Annotated in this window: 22 protein-coding genes; 8 read left to right on the forward strand and 14 right to left on the reverse strand. The window is 62.2% G+C overall.

Annotated elements, in window-relative coordinates; genetic code table 11:
* Positions 1–96 precede the first annotated feature (96 nt).
* Positions 97–957, reverse strand: a complete 861-nt coding sequence (gene infC, locus KUV39_RS18815; RefSeq protein ID WP_473763827.1) for a translation initiation factor IF-3 — start codon at positions 955–957, stop codon at positions 97–99.
* Here infC and KUV39_RS09485 point away from each other — a divergent pair.
* Complete coding sequence (locus KUV39_RS09485) at positions 956–1,828, forward strand: hypothetical protein (protein ID WP_222459630.1); 873 nt, start codon at positions 956–958, stop codon at positions 1,826–1,828. The genes infC and KUV39_RS09485 overlap by 2 nt on opposite strands.
* A gap of 98 nt (positions 1,829–1,926) precedes the next feature.
* Here the strand turns inward: KUV39_RS09485 and KUV39_RS09490 are convergent, their stop codons facing one another.
* From KUV39_RS09490 to cobA, 6 genes are all read right to left on the reverse strand, one after another.
* Positions 1,927–2,793 (reverse strand): ferredoxin--NADP reductase, encoded by an 867-nt coding sequence (locus KUV39_RS09490; protein WP_008561336.1) that lies wholly within the window; start codon positions 2,791–2,793, stop codon positions 1,927–1,929.
* A 157-nt stretch (positions 2,794–2,950) separates the two neighbouring features.
* A complete protein-coding gene (locus tag KUV39_RS09495; protein ID WP_008559827.1) occupies positions 2,951–3,352 on the reverse strand; it encodes a DUF934 domain-containing protein in 402 nt (133 codons plus the stop codon).
* A gap of 3 nt (positions 3,353–3,355) precedes the next feature.
* Positions 3,356–4,120, reverse strand: coding sequence for a phosphoadenylyl-sulfate reductase (locus KUV39_RS09500; RefSeq protein WP_222459631.1), 765 nt, complete (start codon positions 4,118–4,120; stop codon positions 3,356–3,358).
* Between the two features lie 3 nt (positions 4,121–4,123).
* Positions 4,124–5,791, reverse strand: coding sequence for a nitrite/sulfite reductase (locus tag KUV39_RS09505; protein ID WP_222459632.1), 1,668 nt, complete (start codon positions 5,789–5,791; stop codon positions 4,124–4,126).
* The gene (locus KUV39_RS09510) at positions 5,784–6,092 is read right to left on the reverse strand and encodes a DUF2849 domain-containing protein (RefSeq protein WP_008563087.1); all 309 of its coding nucleotides are present in this window, start codon (positions 6,090–6,092) and stop codon (positions 5,784–5,786) included. The genes KUV39_RS09505 and KUV39_RS09510 overlap by 8 nt, the downstream gene beginning before the upstream one ends.
* Positions 6,092–6,913, reverse strand: a complete 822-nt coding sequence (gene cobA / locus KUV39_RS09515) for a uroporphyrinogen-III C-methyltransferase (RefSeq protein WP_244998303.1) — start codon at positions 6,911–6,913, stop codon at positions 6,092–6,094. The genes KUV39_RS09510 and cobA overlap by 1 nt, the downstream gene beginning before the upstream one ends.
* A gap of 178 nt (positions 6,914–7,091) precedes the next feature.
* On the opposite strand from cobA, the gene KUV39_RS09520 reads away from it, so the two are divergent.
* Positions 7,092–7,571 carry an Lrp/AsnC family transcriptional regulator gene (locus tag KUV39_RS09520; protein WP_008561313.1) on the forward strand — a complete coding sequence of 160 codons (480 nt, stop codon included), beginning with the start codon at positions 7,092–7,094 and terminating at the stop codon, positions 7,569–7,571.
* Between the two features lie 210 nt (positions 7,572–7,781).
* Complete coding sequence (locus KUV39_RS09525) at positions 7,782–9,026, forward strand: MFS transporter (protein ID WP_222459633.1); 1,245 nt, start codon at positions 7,782–7,784, stop codon at positions 9,024–9,026.
* A gap of 85 nt (positions 9,027–9,111) precedes the next feature.
* Here KUV39_RS09525 and KUV39_RS09530 read toward each other — a convergent pair whose 3' ends face one another.
* On the reverse strand, positions 9,112–10,296 hold the full coding sequence (locus KUV39_RS09530) for a cytochrome P450 (protein ID WP_046211006.1): 1,185 nt from the start codon (positions 10,294–10,296) through the stop codon (positions 9,112–9,114).
* A 61-nt stretch (positions 10,297–10,357) separates the two neighbouring features.
* On the opposite strand from KUV39_RS09530, the gene KUV39_RS09535 reads away from it, so the two are divergent.
* Together KUV39_RS09535 and KUV39_RS09540 are read left to right on the forward strand one after the other, a co-directional pair.
* Positions 10,358–12,184: a sensor histidine kinase gene (locus KUV39_RS09535; protein WP_222459634.1), complete on the forward strand. Its 1,827-nt coding sequence runs from the start codon at positions 10,358–10,360 to the stop codon at positions 12,182–12,184.
* Positions 12,181–13,410 (forward strand): sigma-54-dependent transcriptional regulator, encoded by a 1,230-nt coding sequence (locus tag KUV39_RS09540; protein ID WP_222459635.1) that lies wholly within the window; start codon positions 12,181–12,183, stop codon positions 13,408–13,410. Before KUV39_RS09535 ends, KUV39_RS09540 begins: the two co-directional genes overlap by 4 nt.
* Positions 13,411–13,763: 353 nt before the next feature.
* On the opposite strand, the gene KUV39_RS09545 is transcribed toward KUV39_RS09540, so the two are convergent.
* On the reverse strand, positions 13,764–14,033 hold the full coding sequence (locus tag KUV39_RS09545; protein WP_222459636.1) for a hypothetical protein: 270 nt from the start codon (positions 14,031–14,033) through the stop codon (positions 13,764–13,766).
* A gap of 51 nt (positions 14,034–14,084) precedes the next feature.
* Between KUV39_RS09545 and KUV39_RS09550 the strand changes: the two genes are divergently transcribed.
* The 3 genes from KUV39_RS09550 (at position 14,085) to KUV39_RS09560 (ending at position 17,249) form a co-directional block, all read left to right on the forward strand.
* Positions 14,085–15,086 (forward strand): DctP family TRAP transporter solute-binding subunit, encoded by a 1,002-nt coding sequence (locus KUV39_RS09550; RefSeq protein WP_222459637.1) that lies wholly within the window; start codon positions 14,085–14,087, stop codon positions 15,084–15,086.
* A gap of 109 nt (positions 15,087–15,195) precedes the next feature.
* Positions 15,196–15,873, forward strand: coding sequence for a TRAP transporter small permease (locus KUV39_RS09555; RefSeq protein ID WP_008562644.1), 678 nt, complete (start codon positions 15,196–15,198; stop codon positions 15,871–15,873).
* Entirely contained in the window at positions 15,873–17,249 is a 1,377-nt protein-coding gene (locus tag KUV39_RS09560) for a TRAP transporter large permease (protein ID WP_008561068.1), read from the forward strand. The genes KUV39_RS09555 and KUV39_RS09560 overlap by 1 nt, the downstream gene beginning before the upstream one ends.
* Before the next feature lie 213 nt (positions 17,250–17,462).
* Here the strand turns inward: KUV39_RS09560 and tpiA are convergent, their stop codons facing one another.
* From tpiA to KUV39_RS09585, 5 genes are all read right to left on the reverse strand, one after another.
* Positions 17,463–18,212 (reverse strand): triose-phosphate isomerase, encoded by a 750-nt coding sequence (gene tpiA / locus KUV39_RS09565; RefSeq protein ID WP_222459638.1) that lies wholly within the window; start codon positions 18,210–18,212, stop codon positions 17,463–17,465.
* A gap of 502 nt (positions 18,213–18,714) precedes the next feature.
* The gene (locus KUV39_RS09570) at positions 18,715–19,074 is read right to left on the reverse strand and encodes a HesB/IscA family protein (protein ID WP_008561193.1); all 360 of its coding nucleotides are present in this window, start codon (positions 19,072–19,074) and stop codon (positions 18,715–18,717) included.
* A gap of 71 nt (positions 19,075–19,145) precedes the next feature.
* A complete protein-coding gene (locus KUV39_RS09575) occupies positions 19,146–20,456 on the reverse strand; it encodes a glycerophosphodiester phosphodiesterase family protein (protein WP_222459639.1) in 1,311 nt (436 codons plus the stop codon).
* A gap of 63 nt (positions 20,457–20,519) precedes the next feature.
* The gene (locus KUV39_RS09580; RefSeq protein WP_244998304.1) at positions 20,520–21,071 is read right to left on the reverse strand and encodes a sugar O-acetyltransferase; all 552 of its coding nucleotides are present in this window, start codon (positions 21,069–21,071) and stop codon (positions 20,520–20,522) included.
* Between the two features lie 27 nt (positions 21,072–21,098).
* On the reverse strand, positions 21,099–21,461 hold the full coding sequence (locus KUV39_RS09585) for an SUF system Fe-S cluster assembly protein (protein ID WP_008559262.1): 363 nt from the start codon (positions 21,459–21,461) through the stop codon (positions 21,099–21,101).
* Between the last annotated feature and the right edge of the window lie 128 nt (positions 21,462–21,589).

The following is a 21,589-nucleotide window of genomic DNA, read 5'->3' on the forward strand; positions in this document are numbered from 1 at the left end:
AGGCGCGGCGGGATCTGGTTTGCCTGGGGCGCAAACGCAAAACACCCCCGCACGGATCAGGTGCGAGGGTGTCGGCAGTCCGGCCTGTGGCGCGGATTATTTCTGGGGCAGCGGCGCGATCATCATGATCATCTGGCGGCCTTCCATCTTGGGCATGTTTTCGACCTTGCCCAGTTCCTTGATGTCTTCGGCAACGCGCAAAAGCAGGTCACGGCCCAGGTTCTGGTGGGCCATTTCGCGACCACGGAACCGCAGGGTGACTTTGACCTTGTCACCGTTTTCAAGGAACTTGAAAACGTTCTTCATCTTGACCTGATAGTCATGGGTATCCGTGTTCGGACGGAACTTGACCTCTTTGACCTCGATGATCTTCTGCTTCTTGCGTGCTTCGCTTTCCCGCTTCTGCTGTTCATACTTGAACTTGCCGTAGTCCATGATCTTGCAGACGGGCGGGTTTGCGTTGGGCGAGATTTCTACCAGGTCAAGACCGGCTTCTTCTGCCAGTTGCATTGCCTTGGCAGGGTGCACCACCCCGACATTTTCCCCGTCGGCGCCGATCAGGCGAATTTCAGGAGCACGGATTTTTTCGTTCGTGCGCGGGCCGGTATCGCGTTGCGGCGGCGCATTATGAGGTCTGCGGGCTATGACGTCTATCCTTCTGTCACTTCGGAAAAGTGCCCGGAAAATAACGTCCCCGGGCCAGCGATTCAAGTCAAATGCGGGTATGACCGGCCCCACCGGGCATTTCAAGGTTTCTTTGGGACACAAGGGGAACTTGTGCGCTGATTTCGCGTTTCTGTCATGTTGTCTGCGCCGGGTCGGCGGAAAATCTGGCGCGATCAGCGGGGCTTGGCCGATGAGGCGGGGGGCGGATTTCTCCCCCTTGTTGTTGCGCAGGTCAGGGGCCAAGTGCAGGGCACAATTATTCCGACAGGAAACCAGAAGGAGAATGACCATGAAACCGATCGTCGTAGCACTTGGCGTGGGCGCCCTTGCCTTGGGTGGATATGTCTATGTCTCCTCCCAGCAGGCCGATGACATCACCGCAGCGCCAGAGCAGGTCAACGAGGCCCCCGCCGAGATCGTCGCGCAGGAGCCGCTTGCCACGGATGACACCACCATCACCCAAGAGCTGGAGCAGACGCTGAACAACGCTGCCGATGCCGCCGCTGATGCCGGGGCCGAGGTGCAGGAACAGGCCGAAGCGCTGGCCGACAATGTGGCGGATGCGGTCAATGACGCTGTTGCGGGGGCGGTCTCTTCGGCCAATGACGCGGCGGCGGCTGTTGCCGAAAGCGTCGAGAACACCGCCAGCGGCATTGCCGAGGGTGTCAGCAACAGCGCAAACCTCGCAGAAACCACGCTGAGCGATCAGGCAGAGGCGGCGCAGGACAGCGCAAACGCCCTGAGCGAAGAGCTGGCAGAAGGGGCATCGGATGCCGCCAATGCAGCCACGGCAGAGGCCGGAGCCGCAGTTGACGCAGGCGCCGGGGCGGTTGCCGAGGGGATCGAAGCCGCAGGTGAGGCCGTCACCGGCGCTGCCGATACCGCTGCTGATGCGCTGAGCGAGGGGGCCGAGACCGCATCTGATGCCGCCAGCGCGGCGGCCGCTGATACACCGGTGGCAGAGCTGAGCGATGCGGACAAGAAAACCCTGCTGAGCCCAGAAGGCTTTGATTTTGACAAAGTGGCCGAGATGATCGACGCCTCTGCGCTGGACGCAGGCCAAAAAGCGCTGCTGACAACCACGCTGGATCAGGTGCGCAACAACCCGGCCCTGCTGGAGCAGACCCTGACCCGCATTCAGGAAGCGCTGGGTCTGAAGTAACAGCGCCCGTCAGCGCCCCCGGAACGAACATCCAGAAACGAAGAAACCCCCGCCAATCCGGCGGGGGTTTTGCTGTCTTGTCCGCTGTCTGACCGAGATCAGTCGAGGAAAGCCTTTTCCACCACGAAATGCGCGGGCTTGGAATTTGCGCCTTCTTCCAGACCATAGGTGTTTTCAAACAGGTCCTTGAGTTCCAGATTGAAGGCCAGGTTGCCGCAGATCATGGCGCGGTCGCTTTCCGGGTTCAGCGGCGGCACGCCGAGATCGGCAAAGGCCTCGCCCGAGCGCATCAGGTCGGTGATGCGACCCATCTTGGCGCTCTCTTCGCGGGTGGTGGTCGGGTAGTATTTGATCTTCTTCCAGAAGCCTTCGCCGATCAGCTCGTTCAGCAGCTCGTCCTCTTTCAGGCTTTCGATCAGTTCGCGGCCATAGGTCAGCTCACCGGCCTCGCGGCAGGTGTGGGTGATGATGACCTCGTCGTAATCTTCATAGGTCTGCGGCTCGCGCAGGAGCGACGCAAAGGGGGCAAAGCCGGTGCCGGTGGCAAAGAACCAGATCCGCTTGCCGGGCAGCAGGGCATCATGCACCAGCGTGCCGACGGGTTTGGGGCGCAGGATGATTTCATCGCCCACCTTGATGTGCTGCAGCTTGGAGGTCAGCGGACCGTCCTGCACCTTGATCGAGTAGAATTCCATTTCCTCGTCCCAGGAGGGCGACGCGATGGAATAGGCGCGCAACAGCGGCTTTTGCTTGCCGGTCTTGGGGTCGGGATCGTTCATCAGGCCGATCATCACGAACTCACCCGAACGGAACCGCAGCGACGCGGGGCGGGTGCAGCGGAACGAAAACAGGCGGTCGGTCCAGTGCTTCACCTCGGTCACGGTCTGTGCGTCGGGCAGCGCGGGGGTGGCTTTGGCGGGCTTCTGGTCGGTTGCTGTGTCGGTCACGGAGGTCATCTCATTCATCGGTTGCACTGCCGGAGGAGTAGCCGGCACCTCTGATTAGTCTTTGATACATGTCAGGAAAACCCCTGTTTTGTGAAACCGGCCCCGCGCTTTTTGCAACAGGACCGGCGTCAGGGTCAGGTTTCGCTGGTTTTCCCGGGCTCGGGGTCCGGCTGGCTCAGGCGTGATTGGAGGTCGCGCGCATGCGGGCCTGGTAGTTGTGGCTCTGCCAGTTGGCGCGGAACTGCCACTGGTCTTCGGGCTGGCGGGCGGCCAGCTCGTCTGAGATTTCCACCTCATCAAACCCGGTGCGGCGCGCCATCGCGTATTGGTCGGAAATCACATGACCCTTGGCGCGCAGGCGGCCCTTGTAGCCGATGAGGCGCAGATGCCGGGCGATGGTAAAGCCGCGACCATCCGCAAAGGAGGGGAAGTCGACGCGGATCATCTCGATCCCGTCCAGCTTGCCTTCCAGGGTGCGCGGGTCGGTGTCAGACGCCAGATCCAGCACATTTGCGCCGTCAAAGCCTGCGTCCCAGGTTTCAGGGCCAAAGCCCTCGTCGGTGATGATGACAGTCATCTCTCAAGCTCCTGTGCGGACGAATGTGCCATCCACCACGTGGATGCCGCATTCTTCCTTGTTCTGGTTGCGCCAGCGACCGGCGCGGGGATCTTCGCCTTCGGCGACCGGGCTGGTGCAGGGGGCACAGCCGATCGACGGATAGCCCTTTGCCACAAGCGGGTGCCGGGGGAGGCGGTTTTCAGTCATGTAGGCGCGCACATCATCGGGCGCCCAATGGGCCAGCGGGTTCACCTTGATGCGACCGGTGCCGTCTTCGACCTCAAAGAAGTCAAGCGCGGCGCGGGTGCCGGACTGGAAGCGCTTGCGCCCTGTAATCCAGCCATCAAAGCCAGCCAGTGCCTTTTGCAGGGGCACCGTCTTGCGCAGGGCACAGCAGGCATCGGTGTCCGAGAACCGCAGCGCGCCATAGGGGTCTTTTTCGGCAATGTCATCGGCCTTGATGACCTGAACATTGCGCAGCCCCAGACGTTCGCTCACCTCTTGCTGGTAGACCAGCGTTTCGGTGAACAGCAGTTCGGTGTCCACAAACAGCACCGGCGTCATCTTGTCCGCCAGCGCCGCCATGTGCAGCAGCACCACCGATTCCGCCCCAAAGGAGGACACCAGCGCAATGTTGCCCGCATCATTCAACGCAGCTTCCATAACGGCAGTGGCCGAATGGTGTTTGTAGCGGGCGTTCAGCTCGGCAACCTTTTCGACCAGATCCCGGTCGGTCTCGGTTACGGAGCCCGGACCCGCTGTCGGGGCCTGGTCAAATCCAACCATGGGTCAGGCCACCTTTTTTTCGGACGCCGGATAGAGCGCTGCCTTGAAGGGATCCATGCCAACGCGGCGATAGGTCTCCAGGAAGGTCTCTTCTTCGGTTTCGCGGATGTCCAGATAGGTCAGAACGATGCGTTCCACCGCCGGGACGATTTCGTCATAGGCAAAGCCGGGACCGGTGCGGGTGCCGATGGCAGCGGTTTCGGTGGCATCGCCGCCCAGTGTGATCTGGTAGTTTTCCACACCTGCACGGTCGAGACCCAGAATACCGATGTGACCGACATGGTGGTGGCCACAGGCGTTGATGCAGCCCGAGATCTTGATCTGCAGGTGGCCCACGTCATGCTCCAGCTTCAGATCGTCAAAGCGGGTAGCGATCTCCTGAGCGACCGGGATCGAGCGGGCAGTTGCCAGCGCGCAGTAATCCATGCCGGGGCAGGCGATGATGTCGGAGATCAGGCCGATATTGGCGGTGGCCAGACCGTGTTCCTTCAGCCGCGCATGGATCGCGGGCAGGTCGTTTTGATGGACATGCGGCAGGATCACATTCTGCTCGTGGCTGATGCGCAGTTCGCCATAGCCGTACTCTTCGGCCAGATCTGCCATCACGCGCATCTGCTCGGCGGTGGCATCGCCGGGCGTCTGGCCGTGGGCCTTGATCGAGATGGTGACGATGCTGTGGTTGTCCGCCTTATGCGCGGTCAGGTTGGTGTCTGCCCAGGCGCGGAAGACCGGGTCGGTCTGATAGGCGGCCTCATAGGCGTCGGTGCCGCCAGAGCGGAAGGCGGGGTTTGCGAAATGGGCCTTGATCTCTTCGAACAGGGCCAGATCGGCGCCGCCAAAGGTTGGGCGCACCAGCGCAAAGCGCTCTTCGGTCAGCTCGCGGATCTTGTCGAGGCCCAGCTCATGCACGGTGATCTTGATGCGCGCCTTGTATTTGTTGTCGCGGCGACCGTGCTGGTTCCAGACTGAAACCACGGATTCGATATAGGGCAGCAGGTCGTCCTGGCTGACAAAATCGTTCAACACCTTGCCGATCATCGGCGTACGGCCAAGACCACCGCCCACAAGGATCTGATAGCCGGTCTCACCCGCGTCATTGCGCACGATGCGCACGGCGAGGTCATGGGCCTTGAGAACCGCGCGATCCTTTTCACCGGCAGAGACGGCGATCTTGAACTTGCGGCCCATGAACTGGAATTCCGGGTGATCGGTCGACCACTGACGGATCAGTTCCGCGATCGGGCGGGGGTCTTCGATCTCGTCCGCGGCGGCGCCGGCGAAATGGTCGGCGGTCACGTTGCGGATGGTGTTGCCGGAGGTCTGGATTGCGTGCAGGTTCACCTCTGCCAGCGCGTCCAGCATGTCCGGCACGTCCTTCAGCTTGGGCCAGTTGTACTGGATGTTCTGACGGGTGGTGAAATGGCCATAGCCCTTGTCCCACTTTTCCGCCAGCAGCGCGAGCTGGCGCATCTGGTTGGCCGACAGCGTGCCATAGGGGATCGCAACCCGCAGCATATAGGCGTGCAGCTGCAGATACAGACCGTTCATCAGGCGAAGGGGCTTGAACTCGTCCTCGGTCAGCGAGCCATCAATGCGGCGCTCGACCTGGGCACGGAACTGGCGGTTGCGCTCTTCCAGGAAGGCAGTGTCGAAGTCGTTGTACTTATACATTGGCTGCGGCCTCCTGTTTGCCGTGGCGGTAGTTCGATGGGCCGGTGCGGCGGAAATCTTCGCGGAAATGGGTGGGCTCGGGGCCGTTGGCGCCTGCCTTGGCGTCGGTCAGATAGATGCCCACAACGCGCAGCGCGTCCTTTTCGGCTTCGATCAGGCGCAGCTGGGCTTCGGCCTCGTCCTCGATCAGCTCGGCCTGCGACATCTCGCGGGTCCAGCTGTTGTCGGCGGTGTAATAGATCACGTCGCCTTCAAGCAGGTCGTTGGCGGTGATGATTTTCGGCGTAAAGGGGCGGGGCATTATGCGAGCTCCATTTTCAAGTCACTCAGGGCCTGGGCGCTGGCGCGCGGGGCAAGGCCAAGAAAAGTCAGCGCCGGGCCGGTCAGATTGGCCGCGGCAAGGTCGGTGGGCAGGCGGTCCAGCGTGGTTTCAATCACCCGCTGATCTGCCCGCGAGGCGTTTTCGACAAGGGTCACGGGGGTTGCGCGATCGGCGCCGTGCATGATCAGGCGGCCCTGCACGAAGCGGGCGGATTTCTTGCCCATGTAGATCGCGGCAACCTCGCCGGGGCGGGCCAGTGCGGCCCAGTCGTGATCGGCAAAGCCCTTCATGTCGTGGCCGGTCAGAAACCGAACTGAGGCATTGCGGCCCCGTTGCGTCAGGCTTTGACCAATGGAGGCCACGGCCGCAGAGGCGGCGGTGATGCCCGGCATGATCTGATAGCCGATGCCAGCAGCTTCACAGGCGGTCAGCTCTTCATCGAGACGGCCAAAGACGGTGGGATCGCCGGATTTCAGGCGCAGGACCTTTTTGCCGGTGCGGGCATGGGCCACCATGCGGGCGCAGATCTCTTCCTGGCTGACCTGCGGCCCAAATCCCTCTTTGCCGACGTCTTCCAGCTGCGCCTGCGGCCCGGCAAGAGCCATGATCTCGGCGCTGACCAGACGATCAAAGAGGATCACATCCGCCTCTTGCAGCGCGCGCGCCACTTTGAGGGTCAACAGATCAGGGTCGCCGGGGCCGGAGCCTGCAAAGGCCACTTCGCCCGCAACCAGCCCACAACAGCGCCCGGCCTGCTGGGGCAGGGGCTTGTGGGATGGGGTGGTGATGGGACCGGTCATGTTGGGCCTCGTCTCTGTTGCTGGATGCGCCGGTTTGGGGGCGTCGGGTGTGTTTGACTTGTCCCTAGATATAGGAAATATTCCCTGTTATGCGCTACGTGCTGCGGCAAATAAGGAAAATCGTTCCAATCGGTGACGCAATCAGTCTGGTTGGTCCCGAAACAAGGAGAAAACAGGAATGACAGTGCGGATTGACGCCACAGACAGGAAAATCCTGGCAGAGCTGCAACGCGATGCAGGCCAATCGCTGGATGAAATCGCCCGTCGGGTGGGCAGTTCCAAGACCCCGGTGTGGAATCGTATCCGCAAATTGCGCGAGGCAGGCGTCATTGGCCGGCAGACCATGGTGCTGGATGCAGAGTCGCTGGGATTTGAGGCCTGTTTCTTTGTTCTGATCCGCACATCGGAACATGAAGCGGAGTGGCAGGCCAAATTCCTCAAGGCGCTGCGCGACCGCCCCGAAGTGCAGGAGGCGCACCGGCTGGCGGGGGACATCGACTATATCCTGAAGGTGCGGGTCAAGAACGCCCGGGCCTATGATGTTTTCTATCAGGCGCTGATTTCCGAGGTGAAGGTGCACAACGTTACCGCGCTGTTGTCGATGGAGGAAATCAAATCGACCACGCTTTTGCCATTGGAGGCGGTGGCCACCGATTGACGCGGTGGTGAACAGAAGGGGGAACAGAAGGGGGCGCTGCCCCCTCGGCGCGCTGCGCCTCTCCCCCGGAGTATTTTGGGAAAGATGACGGGCGCGGGTGCGCAGGGGGTGCGGCCAAATCCCTTGCGCCCAATCCCTTGCACCAAGTCCCTTGCATGGGGCGTCGGGCTCTGGGATAGCTTGGCTGATTTCAGTTGAGCCCCTTTGATCATGACCCATCCGATTGCCCCGGCACAGGCCCGCAGCCCGGTTCGCGCGCGGATCCTGTTTTTGCTGCTGTTGTTCAGCGGCACCATCTGCACGGCAATGACACTGCCGTTCATGAGCTATTTTCTAGTCGAGGGGCTGGGCCAGGCGCCTTGGGTCATTTCGGTGTACTCGGTGCTGGTCATCAGCGTGACCTTGACGGCAAACCGGCTGTTTGCGCGCCGCATCGATGCAGGCGCGCGGGTGTTTCCGCTGGTGGGGCTGGCGGCTGCTGGCTTTGTGCTGGCGGCGGGGGCACTGGCGCTCAAACCAGCGCTTTGGGTGCTGCTGAGCCTTGGGGTGCTGGGCTTTGGCATGTCGTCCAGCGCGATTTCCACCATGTTCAGCCTTGGCGGTCACATGGCAGAGCGTCATGCCGTGTCGCGGGTGCAGTTCAATTCGCATATGCGGGCCACCACTTCGACGGCCTGGATGATCGGGCCCGCGCTGAGTTTTCTGATCGCGGATGGCTTTGGTGCGCGCGCGGTGTTTGTGGCGGCGCTGATGGCAGCGGTGGCTTATGTGGCGCTGTGGTGGCTGACCTTGCCGCGGGAGATCACGGCCGCGGCACCGGAGCAGAGCGCGCACCGGACCCCGGCACAGGGGCAGGCCGTGGATCAGCCGGGGGCCCGCAGCTCTGCCGTCGGGGCCGGGCAGCTTTCGCGAGAGATCTGGCTCGCGGCTGTGTTTGTCTTTTCCCTGTCGTTGGCCCATGCGGCGACATTTTCCGCATTGCCGGTGTTTTTCGTTCAGGAGGTCGGGCTGCCGGGCTATGCGCCGGGGGTTGCCTTTAGCATGAAGACCTTTGTCGAGGTCATTGCGATTTTTTCGACACCCTGGGTGATTGCACGGTTTGGCATGTGGCGGGCGCTGCTGGCGGTGACCTGTCTGGCGATCGTGACGATCCAGCTGCTGGCCTTGGTGGAGACCTTTGCCCAGATGATGGCCGGGGCTGCGCTGGAGGGGCTTTATTATGGGTTCTACGCAAGTCTCGGCATCAGCTATGTGCAGTCGTTCGCCAAGGACGCCCCCGCGCGGGCCACGGCGATCTATTGGAACGCCCTGATGATGAGCGGCATTCTGGCAGGTCCGGCAGTGGGGGCGATTGCCCAGGCCTATGATTTCCAGACCGTGATCCGCAGCGCGTCTCTGGTGGCGATCGTGGCCTGTGTCGTGCTTATCCTGGGGCGGCCCAAGACGCCCGCGTGATGGCGTACTCAGGGCTGGCCAAACAGGGCAGCCAAATCCGCTTGGACAGGGCAGGTGGCGGGCCAAGCGGCCCGCCGGGTTTGTGTCACACCTCGACCATCAGGCGGGTCAGCCCGTGGAAGTGATAGGTGTTGTTGTATTCCGGGGCCGCGGCCAGTTTCAGGTTCGGGCAGCGCTCAAACAGGATGGGCAGGGCGATCTGCATTTCCATCCGCGCCAGCGGCGCGCCGACGCAGAAATGCAGGCCACCGCCGAAGCTCTGGTTGACCTTTGGCGGGCGCGTGGGGTCAAAACGCTCCGGATCCTCCAGCAGTTCCGGGTCACGGTTGGCCGCAGCCAGCAACAAGGCCACCTCGTCGCCGCGTTTGAAGGTATGGCCGAACATCTCGACCTCTTCATAGGCGTAGCGGGTGAACATGTGCAGCGGCGGGTCATAGCGCAGGATTTCCTCGACCAGCCCCTCGATCCCCTCGGGTGACAGCCAAGCGGCGTCCCAGCCCTGTTGCAGCATGGTTTTCACGCCATTGCCCAGCGAATGCACCGTGGCCTCGTGGCCTGCGTTCAGCAACAGGATGCAGGTGCCGATCAGCTCGTCCGTCGACAGGCTCTCGCCGTCTTCTTCGGCCTGGATGAGGCGGGTGATGAGATCCTCGCCCGGAGTCTTGCGGCGTTCATCCACATAGGTTGTGAGGAAGTCGATGAACTCCTGGCTGGCGCGGGCGGCGGCGTGTTCTGTCTCTTCGGTGCGCGAAGCCTGATACATCGCCACCATCTTGTGTGACCAGTCCAGCAGTTGTGGCGCCATATCGGTCGGCACGCCCAGAAGGCGGCAGATCGCGATCACCGGCACCTGGGTGCAGTAGGTCGACAGCAGATCAAACGGCGCGTCCTTGGGGAAGCTGTCGATCAGCTCATGGCAGAGACTGTCCAGGCCCGGCGCCAGCGCCTTGATTTCGCGGCTGGTGAAGGCGCGCAGGATCAGACGGCGCAGGCGGGTGTGGCGAGGGGGTTCCGCATCCAAGAGCGAATGGGCCTCGACCTGCATGAACGGGGCGAGATGGGCCGGGCTTTCCTTTGCCATCTCTGGCGGGATTTCGCGGCCAAAGCGGCGGTCGCGCAACAGCATGTGGACAGCAGCATGTGAAAAGGCCGCAACCATCTTGTAGTCCTGCCAGAAATGCAGATGTCCCTCGGCCCGTGCAGCGGCGTAAAAGCCATAGGGCGATTGGACGAAATCGGGATCGGTGGGGGATTGAGTCAATGTCTTCATCCGCGCAGCTTTTGCCAAGGCGGCTGGTCAATGCAAGGGGGGCTTTGCTACTGTGCGGCCAATGACGCAATTTCACGCACATCGGTGGATCATTCTGGCGCTTCTTTTGGGGGCGGTGGCGGCTGTGGCCGGGGGTGTTTACCGGCTGGGATATCGCCAAGCGCTTGATTCGCTTGCCGAACGCAGTGCCGCGGATCTGGAATTGGCGTCGGACCGGGTCACCACGCAGCTGCAGGTCTATCAGGAGCTGGCGGTTTTGATGGCCGATCACCCGACGCTCAAGCGGCTAGATCGGGCAGAGGCGCGTGCAGCGGCGCAGGGGCTGTTGCGCGAGGTGGCCGACAAGACAGCGGCGCTGGATGTGTTCTTTGTCGACAGGCAGGGACGGGTTGTTGTGGCCGCCGAGGGGGTGATGGGGCGCGATGTGACCCAGAGCGACTATTTCCAGCGCGCGATGCAGGGCGCGCTGGGCACCGGTTATGGCGTGCTGCAGCCGGGAGGGCGGCGCGCCTATATCTACGCGGCGCCTGATTTCGACGTGGATCGTCGGGTGCGCGGGGCGCTGGTGGTGGTCGCCGATGTCGAGGATGTGGAACAGACCTGGCGCGGGTCGCTGCCTGCGGTGTTTTTCACCAACCGGGGTGGTGAGGTGTTCATCGCCAACCGGCGCGAGCTGTTGTTCTGGCAGCGCAGCACCGAGGGGCCGGGCCTGTTGCCACCGGATGGCCGGCAGGTGGCGCTGCGCTCCTGGCTGGAAGGGCCGCATGAGATCTGGGACCTGCGCTGGTCGCCCTATCTGCCGGAACGCGCCCTGCATCTGTCGGTGAACCTGCCGCAGATTGGTATGGTGGGCGAGATCCTCGTGGATGTGGCCCCTGCGCAGCGCCTGGCGGGGTTGCAGGCGGCGGCGGTGGCCGCGATCGTGCTGGCGCTTGGGGCGATGCTGGTGCTCGCGATTGAGCGGCGCCGGACGCTGGCGGAGGCAAATGCCGTTCTGGAGAGCCGGGTGGAGGCGCGCACACGGGCATTGTCGGCCACCAACATGCGGCTGACCCGCGAGGTGCAGGAACGTCAGGAGGCCGAGGCCGCGCTGAAGCGCGCGCAGGAGGATCTGGTGCAGGCGGGCAAACTGTCAGCGCTGGGGCAGATGTCGGCGGGCATCAGTCACGAGCTGAATCAGCCTTTGATGGCGATCCAGCAATATGCCGAAAACGGCGAGGCTTTTGTGGCGCGCGGCAAGCCGGAGCGGGCAGGAGAGAACCTTGGCCGCATTGCCCAGATGGCGGGTCGGATGGCGCGGATCATCAAGAACCTCCGCGCCTTTGCCCGCAATGAAAGCGAGCCGATGGGGCGGGTCGATCTGGGGCAGGTGATTGCATCCGCGATCGAGCTGACAGAGCCGCGTCTTCGGCAGGACCGGGTTGACCTGATCTGGCAGCCACCTGCGGAGCCGGTCTTTGCCTGGGGGGGAGAGGTGCGGCTGTCGCAGGTGTTTGTGAACCTCATCAACAATGCGGCGGACGCGATGCTGGATCAGGAGCAGCGCGAAATCCACATCGCGATTGAGACACGTCAGGATGACGGCGGAGTGGATGCAGGCGGGCGGCTGGCGGTTACGGTGCGCGATATTGGCCCCGGCCTGAAGGAGCCCGAGAAGATCTTCGAGCCGTTCTATTCCACCAAGGCGGTGGGCGGCGCGGATGGTATGGGGCTGGGGTTGTCGATTTCCTACGGGCTGGTGCAGAGCTTCGGCGGCCATATCCGCGGGACCAACACAGGCACTGGCGCAGAGTTCACGGTAGAGCTGGATCGCTGGCGCGATCAGGCGCAGACCACCACGGGACAACAGGCCGAACGACGGGCCAAACAACGGGATGAACTGGCATGACCAATCGGGTTTTGGTGGTGGATGATGATGCGGCGGTACGCGCGGCGTTGGGGCAGACGCTGGAGCTGGCGGAATGTGACGCCATCACCGTGGGATCCTTTGTGGCGGCCAAGGATCTGATCACACCTGATTTTGACGGGGTGATCCTGTCGGACATGCGGATGCCGGGGCGCGATGGGTTTCATCTGCTGCGCTATGTGCGCGAGGTGGACGCGGATCTGCCGGTGATCCTGCTGACCGGCGAGGGCGACATTCCCATGGCGGTGCAGGCGATGGCCGAAGGCGCCTTTGATTTTCTCGAAAAACCCTGCGCCAGCGCGGATCTGATGGCGGTGGTGCGTCGGGCGCTGAAGACGCGGGCGCTGGTGCGGGAAAACCGCGTTCTGAAGTCGCAACTGGAAAGCGGCGATCCGGCAGCTCGGATGATTTTTGGCACCTCGCCGCAGGTGGAAGAGCTGCGGGCGCGGGCCCGTGCAGTGGCGGCCACGGGGGCCGAGGTGTTGGTGACAGGTGCGCCGGGGGGCGGAATTTCCAAGGTGGCGGAGGTCATTCACCTGATGTCGCCACGCGGGCAGGGGCCGTTTGTGAAACGTCCGGCGGCGGGGCTCAGTGCGGATGGGTTTGCAGACCTGTGCCGCGAAGCCGCGGGGGGATCGCTATACCTTGATGAAATCGCCGCCCTGCCAAGTGAAACGCAATATGCCATGTTGGAGGCGTTGGAGCAGGGCATCGAGGCGCGGGTTCTTGTGGGCTCGGTTGCGGATTTGGCGCAGGAGGCGGCAGAGGGGCGGTTTCTGGCCGATCTTTTCTACCGCCTCGATGTGATGCGGGTGCGCATTCCGGCGCTGTCAGAGCGGCCCGAGGATATACCGGTGCTGTTCAGCCACTATGTCGCCCAGGCCGCCGAGCAGGCAGGCATCGCCACGCCGGATATCCCGCAGGAACATCTGGCGGCGCTGATGGCGCAGGACTGGCCCGGCAATGCGCGCTCGCTGATGTCGGCGGCGATGCGGTTTGTGCTGGGGATGCCGGAGGAAGCGGCGCAGTCGGCGGAGCTGGGGCTGGCCGAGCAATTGGCGCAGGTCGAACGCTCGCTGCTTATCGCGGCGCTGGGACGGCAGAACGGCAATGCCTCTGCCGCGGCCAAAGCCCTGAAGCTGCCGCGCAAGACGTTTTATGACAAGCTGGCGCGCTATGGCATCCGGCCTGAGGACTATCGCCGCTGAGGGCTCTGTCCTGGCTTTTGGTGTGGTCCGCGTCCTGTGAGAGGCGCGGGGCAGAAGGTGGCGGCGCCGCCAGAGCCCCGATCAGGGGCAGGGGCGGAGGGGGATGGGGCCGCGTGTCGGTCGGCCCCATGTTCGTCAACCAGTGTCAACATCGGTCATGTGAACGCCCGCGGTCTGCAGCAGAGCTGCAGCGACGGGCCGGTCTCCGGTTTGCAGCCTGTGCCAGAGGCTGCGTTGTTGGGGTGATGTGCCAGATCACCCCGGTGTCGCGACAAAGGCCAGTCTGACAGACCCGAATGAACAGATCGCGTCCAATGCGTGCGCAGCCTAGGCAACACCCGGCAGGCCGCCGGTCATTTTGCTGCGCGCGGCGGGGTTTGAGTATTTGTGGAAAGATGACGGGCGCTGATTCCGTTTGCAGAAATGTCGAGCGCTAACAGGGTGTGCGGATTTTCGCACATGTTGGCAGGAGCCTTGTGCGGGAAATCGCACAGCTTTGTCACCGTGGGCGGGTTTGCCATTGAAAGGCGCTGCGTAAGCATCTGTTTTTGCGTGGGAACTGAGATTTTTTCAAGGGTGGCACGGAACCCTTGAGCAGGGGGCGCTGGCCCGTGATGCTGCATCTGGGGTCTTCGCCTTGGCGGAGGCTATGGAGAAATTCCGGGAGGAAAGACATGAAATTCGTAACTGCTGCCGCCACCGCTGTGGCGCTGACCATGAGTGCCGGGACCGCAATGGCGGCCTGTGATGATGGCGAAATCGTCGTCAAGTTCAGCCATGTGACCAACACCGACAAGCACCCCAAGGGGATTGCCGCCTCGCTGCTGGAAAAGCGCATCAACGAAGAGATGAACGGCACCATGTGCCTGGAGGTCTATCCGAACTCCACGCTGTACAACGACAACAAGGTGCTGGAAGCGATGCTGCAGGGCGATGTCCAGCTGGCCGCGCCGAGCCTGTCGAAGTTTGAAAAGTTCACCAAGCAGTTCCGCCTGTTCGACCTGCCGTTCATGTTCAAGAACATCGATGCGGTTGATGCCTTCCAGGCGTCTGAAAACGGTCAGGCGATGCTGGATTCCATGCAGCGCCGCGGCCTGCAGGGTCTGGCTTATTGGCACAATGGCATGAAGCAGATGTCGGCCAACAAGCCGCTGATCGAGCCTTCTGACGCCAATGGTCTGAAGTTCCGCGTGCAGTCGTCTGACGTGCTGGTCGCCCAGATGGAAGCCATCGGTGGCAGCCCGCAGAAAATGGCTTTCTCCGAAGTTTACGGCGCGCTGCAGCAGGGTGTTGTGGACGGGCAGGAAAACACCTGGTCCAACATCTACGGCAAGAAGTTCTTTGAGGTGCAGGATGGTGTGACCGAAACCAACCACGGTGCGCTGGACTATCTGGTGGTGACCTCTGTTGACTGGCTCGACAGCCTGGAGCCGGAAGTGCGCGACCAGTTCCTGACCATCCTGGGCGAAGTTACCGCGACGCGGAACGCCGAATCCACCAAGGTGAACGGTGAGGCGCGTCAGGCCATCATCGATGCCGGTGGTGTTGTGCGCGAGCTGACACCGGAGCAGCGCGCGGCCTGGGTCGAGGCGATGAAGCCGGTCTGGGACAAGTTCGCAGGTGACGTGGGTCAGGACATGATCGACGCGGCACAGGCCATCAACGCAGGCATGTAAGCCCGCATCCAAATGAAATCAGGGGCCGGCGCCATGATGCGCCCGCCCCAACCTATCGGCGGCGGATCGGCCCCGATATCCAGTTTCCAAACATGTCGGGGAGAGAAAGATGGCGGGGGCAAAACCTGGCCCGAGCGGCTTTATCCATAAGCTCGAAGAAACCCTGATCGCGCTGTTGCTGGGCCTGATGGCTCTGATCACCTTTGCCAATGTGATTGCGCGATTTGTCTTTAATTCCAATATCCTGTGGGCACTTGAGTTGACGGTGTTCCTGTTTGCCTGGTTGGTGCTGTTGGGGGCGTCTTATGCGGTCAAGGTCCATGCCCATCTGGGGGTGGATGCGGTTTTGAACATGCTGGCCCCTCCGGCGCGCCGGGTCATCGGACTCATTTCTGTGACCTGCTGCCTGGTGTTTTCGCTGCTGCTGTTGAAAGGCGCCTATGACTATTGGGCGGTCTTTGCAGATCTGCCGCCCACCTCTGGGCGTTGGTTCCCGACGGGGTTCGACATGAAGGCCCGCAGCCAGAGTTTCTATGAGGTGCAGGATGTGCCGATGGTGAGCTTTCTGCGCTTTCTCGAAGATCTGATCAACTATGGCGACGCCTACGAGAAGCTGCCCAAGGTGGTGCCGTATCTGGTGTTGCCAGTGTCGATGCTGTTGCTGGTGGTGCGCTTTGCGCAGGCGGCCTTGCAGATCCTGCGGGGAGAGACAGACCGTCTGGTGGCGAGCCACGAAGTTGAAGATGAGATCGCCGAAGTACAGGCGCAGCGCGGGGAGCACGACTGATGGACGTTGTACTGCTGTTTTCCATGGTCATTGGCCTGTTGCTGATCGGGGTGCCGATTGCGGTGGCGCTTGGCCTCAGCTCGACGCTGTTCCTGCTGATCTATTCCGACAGCTCGCTGGCATCGGTTGCAGGCACGCTGTTTGAGGCCTTTGAGGGGCATTTCACGCTGCTCGCGATCCCGTTCTTTATCCTTGCGTCGTCCTTCATGACGACGGGGGGCGTGGCGCGGCGGATCATCCGGTTTTCCATCGCCTGTGTTGGCCATCTGCCGGGTGGTCTGGCGATTGCGGGTGTGTTTGCCTGTATGCTGTTTGCCGCCCTGTCCGGCTCCTCCCCTGCAACTGTGGTGGCGATTGGCTCCATCGTGATCGCAGGCATGCGTCAGGTGGGCTATACCAAGGAATTCGCGGCCGGTGTGATCTGTAACGCAGGCACGCTGGGCATCCTGATCCCGCCCTCCATCGTCATGGTGGTCTATGCGGCAGCGGTCGAAGTCTCTGTCGGGCGGATGTTCCTTGCGGGTGTCATTCCGGGCCTGATGGCGGGCTTGATGCTGATGGTGACCATCTATGTGATGGCCAAGGTCAAGAACCTGCCCAAGGGCGAGTGGCTCGGCTGGGGAGAGATCTTTACCTCGGCGCGCGAGGCCGGTTGGGGCCTGTTCCTGATCGTCATCATTCTGGGCGGCATCTATGGCGGGATCTTCACCCCCACCGAGGCCGCAGCTGTTGCGGCGGTTTATGCCTTCTTCATTGCGTGCTTTGTCTATAAAGACATGGGCCCGCTGTCCAATGGCGAAGGGGAGGCAAAGACGCCGCTGCTGAAGAAGCCGCATGCGTTGATCACCGCCTTTTTCCACAGCGATACCAAACACACGTTGTTTGAGGCGGGCAAGCTGACCGTCACACTGCTGTTCGTGATTGCCAATGCGCTGATCCTGAAGCATGTGCTGACAGATGAGCAGGTGCCGCAGCATATCGCTAATGCGATGTTGTCGGCAGGTTTCGGCCCGGTGATGTTCCTGGTTGTGGTGAACGTCATCCTGCTGATTGGCGGCCAGTTCATGGAGCCCTCGGGCCTTCTGGTGATCGTGGCGCCGCTGGTGTTTCCGATTGCCATCGAACTGGGGATCGATCCGATCCATCTGGGCATCATCATGGTGGTCAACATGGAAATCGGCATGATCACACCGCCGGTGGGGTTGAACCTGTTCGTGACCTCGGGCGTGGCAGGGATGCCGATGATGGGCGTGGTGAAGGCGGCTCTGCCGTTCCTCGCGGTGCTCTTCGTCTTCCTCATCATGATTACCTATATCCCCTGGCTGTCGACTGTTCTGCCGAATGCGGTCATGGGGCCGGAGATCATTACCAAGTAGGCCGGCATCGGCAGGTTCGTATGAGTGGATAACGAGTAAGGCGCCCTGGGAGACCGGGGCGCCTTTTTTGTTTTGGATCAGGGGACTGGCCGAAGAAAAAGGGGCTTTGCCCCTCTGCGCGGGCGCGCATTCACCCCAGAGTATTTGTGGAAAGATGACGATGCTGCGGTGCGCCTGGTCTTGTCATCTTTCCCTTAAATACTCAGCTGCGCTTCAGCTGGCGTCGAGCGCGGCCGTGATGGGGGCGAAATCGGCGGCCTTGAGGCTGGCGCCGCCTACAAGCGCGCCGTCCACATGGGCCACTGCAAAGATGTCATCGGCGTTGGAGGCTTTGACAGACCCGCCATAGAGCAGGCGGATGGCATTGGCTGTCTCGCCGCCAAAGCGCTGGATCAGGCTGTTGCGCAGGTCATTGTGCACCTCGGCGATCTGGGCAACCGTGGGCACCTTGCCGGTGCCGATGGCCCAGACCGGTTCATAGGCAACCACCACGGTGTCACCGGTGCTGCCATCGGGGAGCGAGCCGTCGAGCTGGCTGCGCACCACATCAAGGGTCTTGCCGTTTTCGCGATCTTCGAGGGTTTCGCCCACACAGATCACCGCAGTGAGCCCGGCGGCAATGGCGGCTTCGGCCTTGGCGCGGACCTCGGCGTCGGTTTCGCCATGATCGGCGCGGCGTTCGGAGTGGCCGAGGATCACCGCGCTGGCGCCGGCATCGCGCAGCATTTCGGCGCTGACGTCACCGGTATGGGCACCGGTGGTTGCGGCGTGGCAGTCCTGCCCGCCGAGGGTGACATGGCTGGCGGACAGGCGATCGGCGGCACGTGACAGAAGTGTGGCAGGTGGGCAGATCAGCACCTCGGCGCGGGCCTCGCGGGTGGCCTCTGCCAGGGCGGCCAGCTCATCAAGCGCAGCTGCGGTTCCGTTCATTTTCCAATTGCCTGCTGCAAGTTTGCGCCGCATGTGGTGATCTCCCTTGGGTTTTCTGCTGTATCATTCAGCGTTGAGGGGGCGGGCCTTGGCCCTGTTAGCGCTGTTGGTAGCATCCTTGCCGGGGCAGAACAATTCGCCAGAAGGCAATCACCAGACAACAGTCATTCGCCACCAGTGCCCAGACCCAAGTAACCAGACCCAAGTAAACAGACCCAAGTAAACAGGCCGAAGCAACCAGGTCGAAGCCGTCCGAAGGTCATCACAGGGTGGGGCGTGGTGGATGGAGGGTTTGCGCGCGGCAAGGCCATCGCACGAAAAACGGGACGGATGGGAAAACCGTCCCGTTTCAATCTGGTTTGGTGCTGTCGCACGCAAGTAAGACTGTGCGGATCCAGCTGAGCGGCGGGCCAGTCTAGTGGGGTCAGTCCAGTGCGGCGTTGGTCCAGTGCGGTGCCAGTCCGGTGCGGCGTTGGTCCAGTGTGGTGCCAGCCAAGTGTCTGTCCAAGGGCAAGCGCCGCGCTGCGCAGATGGGTCAGCCTGCGGGCATGTCCTTGAAGCTGATGGATTCGCCGCAGCCACAGGCCTCTGCCACATTGGGGTTGTTGAACTTGAACCCGGCTTCCAGAAGCGAGACCTCATAGTCGATTTCGGTCCCGAAGAGGAACATCTGCGCCATGGGGGCGATCAGGACGCGGGCGCCATCCTGTTCGACAACCTCGTCGTTGGGGTCGGCTTCGTCCACATATTCCATGGTGTATTCCATGCCCGCACAGCCGCCCTTTTTGACGCCGATGCGCAGGCCGGAATGACCACCCTTGTCCATCAGTTTGGCGATCTGAGCGGCCGCCTTGTCGGTGATTGTGACCGCTTGTTTGCCGGGGATACCGAACATTTCATACTCCAATGTCGCGCGTTACTGCGTAATTTAGGGGGTGTGGGGCCGCGGCTCAAGAGGGGAGCAGATCACAGCCCCATGCAATTGGCATAATAGGTGACCGTTGCGGGCCAGTCGGAAAACACGCCCACGACGCCCACATCCTGTGCCAGCACATCCAGCACCTGATAGGTGGCTGCATCCGAGGTGATGGCCTCTGCCACCGACTGGTAGTACCAGCCGCCGCCATTGTGCAGGGGGCCGGACCGTTCAAGCGTCCAGGTGATGATGTTCAGTCCTGCCTCACGGGCTTGGATCGCATAGGGAGAGGGCGCCATCTGGCCGTCCTTCAGCGTCAACAGCATCCAGATCGGCGGGGCGATGTAGTTGACGCCCATCTCTTTCAGCTCTGCCATGCTGGGGCGGAAGCTGGCCGGGTCCATCGGGTCCAGTTTGCCTTCGTCGTCGTCGTGGCGGGCAAAGCGGTCATCGAGATAGACCGCCTGCTTGCCAAAGTCCGGTGTGTGTTCGATCCAGTATTTGATGTCGCTGAGGTCAAAGCTCTGCACCCAGACGTCCTGTGGCGGGATGCCTGCCTCGACATAGGCGTCGATCAGTTTCTGGGCATAGTCCTCCTGGGTCATCCCGTTGAAGGGCATCTGCACGGCGGGCGCCTTGAGCTCGGGGGTGAATTTCACCCCCAGATCACGAAAGAGCGCAACACTGTCGGCATGGGTGATCAGGGTGGCGCCGTTTCCGTAAAGAGTACTGCGCCAGGGGGCGAGGCCCTGCTGATAGGCGCTGGGGGTGGTGGCCTTTGGGTCGCGGCTGTCGAATTTCGGGGTGAGGCTCTGGAATTCGGCGAGGGTGAGGTCGCTTGTGCGGCATTCGGCGCTGGCGGGGGCGCTGTCGGTGGCCGGTTCAAACCCCATGTAGCAGCGCTCTGCCAGATCCGTGGTCAGGATGTTGGTGGTGGTGTGCAGGTCGTTCTGAGCATGCCGACAGACCAGTTCGAGATCCTTGGTAAAGGTGACGTCGCATTCCAGGATGCCCGCCCCCATGCGCGCGGCGGCTGTGTTGCTTTGGACGGTGTGTTCGGGAAACATCAGCGGGGCGCCACGGTGGGCGATGGAGAAATCGGTGGGCGTGGGGGTCTGCTGCGCGCAGGATTGCAGTTTTGTCTTCAGCGGGCCATCGGGGAGGGCATCCACCAGATAGGCCGGGCGCTGGCCATAGCTGAGGGCGATTGACGTGCTGTCTGCCGCCGCGGTCTGGGGCAGCTGTGTGAGCGTCGCAAGGGCGAGGGACAGGCTGAGGGAAAGGCTTCTGTTGCAAAAGACGGGGCGGGGCACGCGGGCAATCTCCTGATCTTGGGGCGCGGGGCAAATGACGGCGCGCATCTGAAGCGGTCTGAAACGGAATTTGGAAATGAAACGGGCCGGTTGCTCCGGCCTTGGTGGTATCTAGCTTGTGGTCCTGGTTGGACCAGTGGTGATTGGGCGGGCCGGGTTGCCTGCAACGGTTGCCCTTGCAGGAACGTCGCGGGTGACAATCGCGCCAGCGCCGATGGTGGCGCCGTCTCCAATTGTCACGCCGGGCAGGATAATGGCACCGCCGCCGATCCAGACCTGAGCACCAATGGTGATGGGGCGGCCAAATTCCCGTCCCGAGGCGCGCGCAGCGGGGTCGCGAGGGTGGTCTGCGGTCAGGATCTGGACATAGGGGCCGATTTCGGTGCCGTCACCGATGCGGATTTCGCACACGTCGAGCAGCACGCAGCCGAAATTCATGAACACGCCGCGACCCAGGTGAATGTTGCGGCCATAGTCCACATAGAATGGCGCGCGCAATTCGCAGGGGGTGCCATAACTGCCGATCAGCTGGTCCAGCAGGCTGTGGCGCACTGTGACCTCGGCGTCGATGGTGGCGTTATAGGCGCGCATCACCTGCTGGGCATGGGTGCGGTCTGCCACCAATTCGGGGTCGCTCGCGTCATAGAGCGCCCCCGATAGCATCTTTTGCTTTTCGCTGAGCGCCACGGCCTACATGAAGCCGAGTTCGAGACGGGCTTCGTCTGACATCATCTCCATTCCCCAGGGCGGCTCCCAGGTGAGTTCGACATCGCAGCTTTTGACGCCGGGAACGGGGGTCACGGCGTCAATGATCCAGCCAGGCATGTCGCCCGCCACCGGACAGCCCGGCGCGGTCAGGGTCATGATGATCTGCACGTCGTTCTCGTCTGAGATGTCGATCGTGTAGATCAGGCCGAGTTCGTAGATATTCACCGGAATTTCAGGGTCATAGACCGTGCGGCACGCCTCTACCACCGCGTCAAACAGCGGATGGTTCACGGAAGAAGGGGCGATAAGGGGGGTGCCTTCCAGTGGCTCGGATGCGTTGGTCATTTGGGCCTCGGTTCGTTTCCTGAGTGTTTATATAGGGAAGCTGGCCCTGAGGGTCCAGTGGCGGATGACGGCAGGACGCGGGGCTGTTCCGGGTTTGGGGGGTTCATTCCCCTTCAGGTTGCGGATAG

Origin of the sequence: Phaeobacter italicus (genome assembly GCF_019801785.1) — a bacterium.
Taxonomy (GTDB): Bacteria; Pseudomonadota; Alphaproteobacteria; order Rhodobacterales; family Rhodobacteraceae; genus Phaeobacter; species Phaeobacter italicus.

Bases quoted from the DNA above. Each gene is read 5' to 3' on its own strand.
- tpiA (WP_222459638.1), bottom strand. From the start codon at position 18,212: ATGCGGCGCAAACTTGCAGCAGGCAATTGGAAAATGAACGGAACCGCA.
- KUV39_RS09585 (WP_008559262.1), bottom strand. From the start codon at position 21,461: ATGACCAACGCATCCGAGCCACTGGAAGGCACCCCCCTTATCGCCCCT.
- KUV39_RS09490 (WP_008561336.1), bottom strand. From the start codon at position 2,793: ATGAATGAGATGACCTCCGTGACCGACACAGCAACCGACCAGAAGCCC.
- cobA (WP_244998303.1), bottom strand. From the start codon at position 6,913: ATGACCGGTCCCATCACCACCCCATCCCACAAGCCCCTGCCCCAGCAG.
- KUV39_RS09545 (WP_222459636.1), bottom strand. From the start codon at position 14,033: ATGCAGCATCACGGGCCAGCGCCCCCTGCTCAAGGGTTCCGTGCCACC.
- KUV39_RS09535 (WP_222459634.1), top strand. From the start codon at position 10,358: ATGACGCAATTTCACGCACATCGGTGGATCATTCTGGCGCTTCTTTTG.
- KUV39_RS09520 (WP_008561313.1), top strand. From the start codon at position 7,092: ATGACAGTGCGGATTGACGCCACAGACAGGAAAATCCTGGCAGAGCTG.
- KUV39_RS09495 (WP_008559827.1), bottom strand. From the start codon at position 3,352: ATGACTGTCATCATCACCGACGAGGGCTTTGGCCCTGAAACCTGGGAC.
- KUV39_RS09485 (WP_222459630.1), top strand. From the start codon at position 956: ATGAAACCGATCGTCGTAGCACTTGGCGTGGGCGCCCTTGCCTTGGGT.
- KUV39_RS09525 (WP_222459633.1), top strand. From the start codon at position 7,782: ATGACCCATCCGATTGCCCCGGCACAGGCCCGCAGCCCGGTTCGCGCG.
- KUV39_RS09550 (WP_222459637.1), top strand. From the start codon at position 14,085: ATGAAATTCGTAACTGCTGCCGCCACCGCTGTGGCGCTGACCATGAGT.
- KUV39_RS09505 (WP_222459632.1), bottom strand. From the start codon at position 5,791: ATGTATAAGTACAACGACTTCGACACTGCCTTCCTGGAAGAGCGCAAC.
- KUV39_RS09575 (WP_222459639.1), bottom strand. From the start codon at position 20,456: ATGCGCGCCGTCATTTGCCCCGCGCCCCAAGATCAGGAGATTGCCCGC.
- KUV39_RS09580 (WP_244998304.1), bottom strand. From the start codon at position 21,071: ATGCTATCGGGGGCGCTCTATGACGCGAGCGACCCCGAATTGGTGGCA.
- KUV39_RS09540 (WP_222459635.1), top strand. From the start codon at position 12,181: ATGACCAATCGGGTTTTGGTGGTGGATGATGATGCGGCGGTACGCGCG.
- KUV39_RS09510 (WP_008563087.1), bottom strand. From the start codon at position 6,092: ATGCCCCGCCCCTTTACGCCGAAAATCATCACCGCCAACGACCTGCTT.
- infC (WP_473763827.1), bottom strand. From the start codon at position 957: ATGGTCATTCTCCTTCTGGTTTCCTGTCGGAATAATTGTGCCCTGCAC.
- KUV39_RS09570 (WP_008561193.1), bottom strand. From the start codon at position 19,074: ATGTTCGGTATCCCCGGCAAACAAGCGGTCACAATCACCGACAAGGCG.
- KUV39_RS09560 (WP_008561068.1), top strand. From the start codon at position 15,873: ATGGACGTTGTACTGCTGTTTTCCATGGTCATTGGCCTGTTGCTGATC.
- KUV39_RS09530 (WP_046211006.1), bottom strand. From the start codon at position 10,296: ATGAAGACATTGACTCAATCCCCCACCGATCCCGATTTCGTCCAATCG.
- KUV39_RS09500 (WP_222459631.1), bottom strand. From the start codon at position 4,120: ATGGTTGGATTTGACCAGGCCCCGACAGCGGGTCCGGGCTCCGTAACC.
- KUV39_RS09555 (WP_008562644.1), top strand. From the start codon at position 15,196: ATGGCGGGGGCAAAACCTGGCCCGAGCGGCTTTATCCATAAGCTCGAA.